Source organism: Brevundimonas sp. UBA5866 (assembly GCF_002432125.1).
Lineage (GTDB): Bacteria > Pseudomonadota > Alphaproteobacteria > Caulobacterales > Caulobacteraceae > Brevundimonas.
In genome coordinates, this window is sequence record NZ_DJFS01000021.1 from 1 (window position 1) to 5,981 (window position 5,981).

Here is a 5,981-nt window from a genome sequence, read left to right on the forward strand (position 1 = left end):
GATCTCGCTGGACGGTAAGGGCGAAACCGCCCTGGCCAAGCCGACCGCCGATGGCGTTCGCGAGCCGCTGAACCGTCGCGCGACCATCGACATCAACTTCTAATCTGGAGGGAAGGGGACTTCGGTCTCCTTCCCGACAGTTTCGAAGTGTCGAAAGATTGAGGACGATTGACCTAAAGGTCAGTCGTCCTTTTTGTTTTTGTCGTACAACCGTGCGATGCGCTGGCGTCCAAGAGGCTCAGCCGCTATTCCAGTTGAGTCTGCAGTGAATAAGGGAACCGCTTATGCGCGTCGCCATGATCGGCACTGGTTACGTCGGCCTCGTTTCGGGTGCCTGTTTTGCAGACTTCGGTCACGTCGTGACCTGTGTCGACAAAGACGAGCTGAAGATCGAACGGCTTCGGCAGAACATCATTCCGATATTCGAGCCGGGCCTTGATGATCTTGTGGCCACCAATGCGCGCGATGGCCGCCTGAAGTTCGCCGTCGATGGTGCCCAGGCCATCCGCGAAGCCGATGCCGTCTTTATTGCTGTCGGTACCCCGTCTCGTCGCGGTGATGGCCATGCGGACCTGTCATACGTCTATGCCGCGGCCGAAGAGATCGCCGGTCTTATCGAGGGCTTTACGGTCATCGTCACCAAATCCACCGTGCCGGTGGGCACGGGCGACGAAATCGAGCGTATCATTCGCGAGCGCCGCCCCGATGCTGACTTTGCCGTAGTCTCCAACCCGGAATTCCTGCGTGAGGGCGCGGCGATTGACGACTTCAAGCGACCCGACCGCGTCGTTGTGGGCACCGACAGTGAACGCGCGCGTCTGGTTATGGCTGAACTTTATCGTCCCCTGAACCTGAACGAGACGCCTATCCTTTTCACCGGCCGCCGCACGTCCGAGTTGATCAAATATGCGGCCAATGCCTTCCTCGCCATGAAGATCACCTTCATCAACGAGATGGCCGATCTGTGCGAGACGCTGGGCGCGGATGTGCAGCAGGTCGCCCGTGGTATCGGTCTGGACAACCGTATCGGCTCCAGATTCCTTCATGCCGGTCCCGGTTACGGGGGGTCGTGCTTCCCGAAGGATACGCTGGCCCTGGTCCGCACGGCGACCGACGCCGGATCGCCGGTGCGCTTGATCGAGACGACCGTTGCGGTGAACGATGCCCGAAAGAAGGCGATGGCCAACCGGGTGGCCGATGCGCTGGGCGGCAGTGTTGCGGGCAAGACGGTGGGTGTTCTTGGCCTGACGTTCAAACCCAACACCGATGACATGCGCGATGCGCCCTCGCTGGATATCGTCCCCGAGCTTTTGAAGGGGGGCGCTACCGTCAAGGCCTTCGACCCGGAGGGTATGAAGGAGGCGGCCACCCTTCTGCCCGATATCCAATACTGCGACGGCCCCTATGACGCCGTCGCCGGTGCGGATGTGGTGCTTATCCTGACTGAGTGGGACCAGTTCCGAGCCCTGGATCTGGATCGGGTGAAGCTGCTGATGAATGCGCCGGTCATGGTTGATCTGCGAAACATCTATTCCGCACCGGATATGAAGGTGCGCGGCTTCAGCTACTCGTCCATCGGGCGTCCATCCGAAAGTTGAACAAAGAAAAAGGGCGGTCCCTGACGGGCCGCCCTTAGTCATTTCAAATCCGTGAACCGATCAGCCGGTGAACGGGCGGATCACGATCTCCACGCGACGGTTCTGGGCCTTGCCTTCCGCAGTGGCGTTGGATGCAACCGGGTTGCGGGCGCTGTTGCCGGCCACGAACATACGTTCACGGATCACGCCGCGGTTGATCAGATAGTTGGCAACCGACAGGGCGCGGTTTTCCGAAAGCGGCTGGTTGATGTGATCGCCACCCGAAGAATCGGTATGGCCCACAATGTCCACAACCGAACGGTCGTACTCGTTCAGCACGCGGGCCACGTCATCGAGCACCGGCAGGAAGCGAGAATCGATGCTGGACTGGTTGGTGGCAAAGGTCACATCCGACGGCATGCGCAGGACCAGATTGTCACCCTGACGGGCGACGCCCACACCGGTACCGGACAGTTCGGCTTCCAGAGCGCGCTGCTGGCGGTCCATGTACTGGCCCACGCCTGCACCGGCCAGAGCGCCGATGCCCGCACCGATGAGCGCGTTCTTACGGCCCTGCTCGGAGTTGTTGGTGTTGGTCAGGTAGCCCAGAACAGCGCCGCCCAGAGCGCCTGCAATAGCGCCTGTGCCGGTGTTGTTGCGGCGCGGGGCCGAGCTGTACGGGTCAGTGGTGGTGCATGCAGCCGCGCCGAGCATGGCGGCGATGCTGACGCCGATAACGGCAATCTTGGTGCGCATGGTGTTCAGTCCCCTTGCAAGAATTAGACGTTCAACGTCCTAACAACGGATTTCAGCTTTGCGGGTTGCCGCCTGTACGGAGAATGAACGGCCTGCGACTTCGGCAACTGAATATGTGACTTATTGAAAAGCGGCTCACCATTCCCACCTATAGGGGATGGCGCACCGGGGCCTGTTGGCACGGTCCGTTGAAAGGTTGCTGGTTCCAGGACCTCAGGAGTTAAGACATGAGCCGATCCCATTCCCTGATAGATGCCCCATTCCTGTTGGGTTTTGATCAGACACGGGCCTTGATCGACCGCGCCCAGCGGGCCGCAGCAGATTCCTATCCGCCGTATAATGTGGAGCGGATCGGCGACGAGGTGCGCATTACGCTGGCTGTGGCCGGTTTCACGCCCGATGAGCTGAACGTTACCGTCGAGGGACGTCAGTTGACCCTTACAGGCAAGCGTGACGAGGCGGGCCGCCCGGAAGGCCAGTACCTGCACCGGGGCATCGCGTCGCGCGGCTTCGTGCGCACCTTTGTTCTGGCCGACGGACTGGAAGTGAAAGGATCGCGACTGCAGCACGGCCTGCTGCACGTGGACCTGTTCCAGCCCGATCAACAGAAAGCCACACGCAACATCCCGATTTCCACGGAGTGATCGGATTCGTTCCACAGGGACGGCATACGCAGCCGAACCGCTCGCGTATCCGTCAGCCTTAGCTTTAAGGAGGCGTTCCGCATGATGCCTGTGATGACCAAACAGGACTTTACCGCATTGGGTGCGCCCGATCTGGTCTATGTCCGCGAGATTCTGGCCAAGGATATCCTGAACGATATCGAGGACATCGATGTCGAGCTCGCACCGGATCAGGTCCTTTATGCGCTGCACGGTGCCGACGGCGAGCGTCTGGCGGTTATGCTGGACCGTGAAACCGCCTTTGCCGCCGCACAGGCCAATGACATGGCCCCTGTCTCGGTACATTGACCGCAAAAAAAACGGGGCCCGCAAGGGCCCCGTTTCGTAATCAGTACTTACTTGCGGCTGTTACGCAGCCGCAGCGCTGCCCGTCTGTACGAACAGGGCCTGTACCCCGTCCACGGTCTGGGCCTGGCGCAGGCGCTCGCGCAGTTCAGGCGAACGCATGGCGCGCGAAACCACAGCCAGAGCGCGCAGATGCTCTGCCCCCGCCGACGGCGGAGCGAACAGAGCGAACAAAAGATCGACAGGACGATCGTCCAGCGACTCATAGGCCACAGGCGCTTCCAGGCGCACAAAGGCACCACAGACGCGATCAAGGCCCTCTACACGGGCGTGGGGCACGGCAACGCCATAGCCCAGCCCGGTAGATCCCAGAGCTTCACGCTCCAGCAGGGCTTCCAGCACCTTGGCAGAGTCGAGGTTGAAGGCGTTGGCCGCTACGTCGGCCACGACCCCAAGCGCCTGGCGCTTGGAAGACACAGCCCCGCGCAGGACCACGCCGTCAGGTGACAGCAAATCTGCGATATCCATCTCGGTTCCGATCAACGGCCCATAGAGAACAGGGCGCTGCCTTTTAAAGGCTTTGCCCACATTACAAAAGACACCACGACATATTCCCTGAAAAAGGGAATTTTATGCCTTGCGCGCCGTTCTTTCAGGATCGATCCAGCCGACATTCCCGTCAGGACGACGGTAAACAACAGCCAGACCGCCATGAGCGGCATTGCGGAACACCACGACCGGATAGCCGGTCATGTCCAATTCCGCCACGGCACGGCCTACGGTGAGGGTACGGATTTCGGCTTCGGTCTCGGCAATGACCATGCCCACGGGGGGCGGTTCATTGGCGTTGGCGACATCGCCGAACTCGGACTCATCCTCAACCTTGTCCGGGTTTTTGAAGATCGTCAGCTGCGCGACCTCGCGGGCGGCATCCTCTGTCTTCTCGGGCGACAGGCCTTTGGGGCCTGCATAGTGGTCTTTCAGGCGGCGCTTGTAGCGACGGACACGTTTCTCAAGCTTGTCGAGGCTGTCGGAGAAGGCCGCGTGGGCATCTCCACCGAAACCTGTCGTGACGAGCGGTTGGCCAGAAGCGAGACGTACCCAACAATCTACGCGGAAGCCGTAGCCGTCCTTGGAAACTACGACTTCGGCATCCTGGGCGCCGCGAGCAAAATACTTGCCGACTCCATTCTCAAGTTCCTCCGAGATGCGCGAGCCTAGCGCTTCGCCAACATCCACTTGCTTGCCGGTTACCTGAACTTGCATAGCCATGAACATAGAACGCGGCTCTTCCGACTTGGTGTCAACGCCGATCACCGAAATGTGGTGAGTTTTAACCTTGGCAGTAAGGGGTTCTACGCGGCCTTGCGCATGCGGCGGCGTTCGACGGAAGACGGAATTCGCAAGGCTTCCCGATACTTGGCCACAGTGCGGCGGGCGATGTCGATGCCCGATTCCTGCAGGATCTCGACGATGCGGTCGTCGCTCAGGATCTCGCCTGTAACATCTTCGGCATCGATCATCGCCTTGATGCGATGACGGACAGCTTCGGCCGAATGGGTGGCTCCGCCGTCGCTGGACTGGATGGCGGCGGTGAAGAAGAATTTGAGTTCGAACACCCCGCGCGGCGTGGCGATATATTTGTTCGAGGTCACGCGGCTGACGGTCGATTCGTGCATCTCGATGGCCTCGGCGACCATTTTGAGCGTCAGCGGCCGCAGGAACTCCACGCCAAAGGCCATGAAGGCATCCTGCTGGCGTACGATCTCGCTGGCGACCTTGAGAATGGTCCGGGCGCGCTGGTCCAGCGACTTCACCAGCCAGCTGGCCTGGGCGGCGCAGTCGGCGACAAAGGTTTTGTCCAAATCCGAACGTGCGCTGGCCGAAACTTCGGCGTGATAGCGTTTGTCCATCAGCAGACGGGGCAGGGTGTCGCTGTTCAACTCGACCTTCCAGCCACCGGCAGGGTCAGGACGCACAAAGACGTCGGGAATGATGGTCTGGGCCGGTTCGCTGCCAAATCCAGCACCCGGACGGGGTGTCAGGCCCTGGATCTCGGCGATCATCTCGGCCAGGTCTTCCTGATCGACACCGCAGACCTTGCGCAGCGCGGTCAGATCGCGCCGGGCCAGCAGGTCCAGATTGTCCAGCAGGGCCGCCATAGCCGGATCAAAGCGGTTGCGGTCGATCAGCTGCAGCTTGAGGCATTCCGGCACAGAGCGCGCCATAACGCCCGCTGGCTCGAACCCCTGACAGCGGTGCAATACCTGCTCCAGACGCTCCAGGGTGATGTTCAGCCGCTCGGCCATTTCATCCAGGTCGGCGCGCAGATATCCGCCCTCGTCGACACTGTCGATCAGAGACAGGGCGACAGCGTGCTCGGCAGGCGTAAAGCCCGCCAGAAGCGCCTGGGCCTGAAGGTGCTCGACCAGCGTCAGCTCGTGCTCGTCGGGACGCTCGTAATCATCGTGCTCAAAGCTGCCGCCCTTGCCGGCGCGCGACCAGTCGCCGATGCCCGGCTGGTTGTCGGCCTGGACCTCGTTCCGCTCGCCGGGGGCGGCGTCATAGAGGGCATCGCCTGGAGCATCGAGCGCGGCTGCGGACCGGCTATCGCTGCTGTCGGCAAAGCTGAGCTCGGCCTCGGGGGGCGGTGCGGCTTCGGATGTTTCGGCGGGCGCTT

The 5,981-nt window shown here is 61.3% G+C and carries 8 protein-coding genes; 4 read left to right on the forward strand and 4 right to left on the reverse strand.

All coding sequences use genetic code 11. The features are described from left to right. Together B3H86_RS02095 and B3H86_RS02100 are read left to right on the forward strand one after the other, a co-directional pair. Nucleotides 1-103: hypothetical protein (locus B3H86_RS02095; RefSeq protein ID WP_349679839.1), on the forward strand; the 103-nt coding region annotated here is incomplete at its 5' end. A gap of 181 nt (nucleotides 104-284) precedes the next feature. Then, nucleotides 285-1,598: a UDP-glucose dehydrogenase family protein gene (locus B3H86_RS02100; protein WP_292050916.1), complete on the forward strand. Its 1,314-nt coding sequence runs from the start codon at nucleotides 285-287 to the stop codon at nucleotides 1,596-1,598. A 60-nt stretch (nucleotides 1,599-1,658) separates the two neighbouring features. Here B3H86_RS02100 and B3H86_RS02105 read toward each other — a convergent pair whose 3' ends face one another. After that, nucleotides 1,659-2,333 (reverse strand): OmpA family protein, encoded by a 675-nt coding sequence (locus B3H86_RS02105; RefSeq protein ID WP_292050917.1) that lies wholly within the window; start codon nucleotides 2,331-2,333, stop codon nucleotides 1,659-1,661. A 227-nt stretch (nucleotides 2,334-2,560) separates the two neighbouring features. On the opposite strand from B3H86_RS02105, the gene B3H86_RS02110 reads away from it, so the two are divergent. Together B3H86_RS02110 and B3H86_RS02115 are read left to right on the forward strand one after the other, a co-directional pair. Continuing rightward, nucleotides 2,561-2,977 (forward strand): Hsp20 family protein, encoded by a 417-nt coding sequence (locus B3H86_RS02110; RefSeq protein WP_292050918.1) that lies wholly within the window; start codon nucleotides 2,561-2,563, stop codon nucleotides 2,975-2,977. 81 nt (nucleotides 2,978-3,058) lie between these two features. Beyond that, nucleotides 3,059-3,304, forward strand: a complete 246-nt coding sequence (locus tag B3H86_RS02115; RefSeq protein ID WP_292050919.1) for a DUF1150 domain-containing protein — start codon at nucleotides 3,059-3,061, stop codon at nucleotides 3,302-3,304. A gap of 60 nt (nucleotides 3,305-3,364) precedes the next feature. Here the strand turns inward: B3H86_RS02115 and B3H86_RS02120 are convergent, their stop codons facing one another. The 3 genes from B3H86_RS02120 to rpoN all read right to left on the reverse strand — a co-directional run. After that, nucleotides 3,365-3,829, reverse strand: a complete 465-nt coding sequence (locus B3H86_RS02120; RefSeq protein ID WP_292050920.1) for a PTS sugar transporter subunit IIA — start codon at nucleotides 3,827-3,829, stop codon at nucleotides 3,365-3,367. Nucleotides 3,830-3,931: 102 nt separating this feature from the next. After that, on the reverse strand, nucleotides 3,932-4,567 hold the full coding sequence (gene hpf, locus B3H86_RS02125) for a ribosome hibernation-promoting factor, HPF/YfiA family (RefSeq protein ID WP_292050922.1): 636 nt from the start codon (nucleotides 4,565-4,567) through the stop codon (nucleotides 3,932-3,934). An 89-nt stretch (nucleotides 4,568-4,656) separates the two neighbouring features. Beyond that, a partial coding sequence (rpoN, locus tag B3H86_RS02130; RefSeq protein WP_292050921.1) for an RNA polymerase factor sigma-54 occupies nucleotides 4,657-5,981 on the reverse strand: 1,325 nt, incomplete at its 5' end.

What these genes read in the sequence shown, in the direction of transcription:
- B3H86_RS02100 (WP_292050916.1), top strand. Translation starts at nt 285, where the DNA reads ATGCGCGTCGCCATGATCGGCACTGGTTACGTCGGCCTCGTTTCGGGT.
- B3H86_RS02105 (WP_292050917.1), bottom strand. Translation starts at nt 2,333, where the DNA reads ATGCGCACCAAGATTGCCGTTATCGGCGTCAGCATCGCCGCCATGCTC.
- B3H86_RS02110 (WP_292050918.1), top strand. Translation starts at nt 2,561, where the DNA reads ATGAGCCGATCCCATTCCCTGATAGATGCCCCATTCCTGTTGGGTTTT.
- B3H86_RS02115 (WP_292050919.1), top strand. Translation starts at nt 3,059, where the DNA reads ATGATGCCTGTGATGACCAAACAGGACTTTACCGCATTGGGTGCGCCC.
- B3H86_RS02120 (WP_292050920.1), bottom strand. Translation starts at nt 3,829, where the DNA reads ATGGATATCGCAGATTTGCTGTCACCTGACGGCGTGGTCCTGCGCGGG.
- hpf (WP_292050922.1), bottom strand. Translation starts at nt 4,567, where the DNA reads ATGCAAGTTCAGGTAACCGGCAAGCAAGTGGATGTTGGCGAAGCGCTA.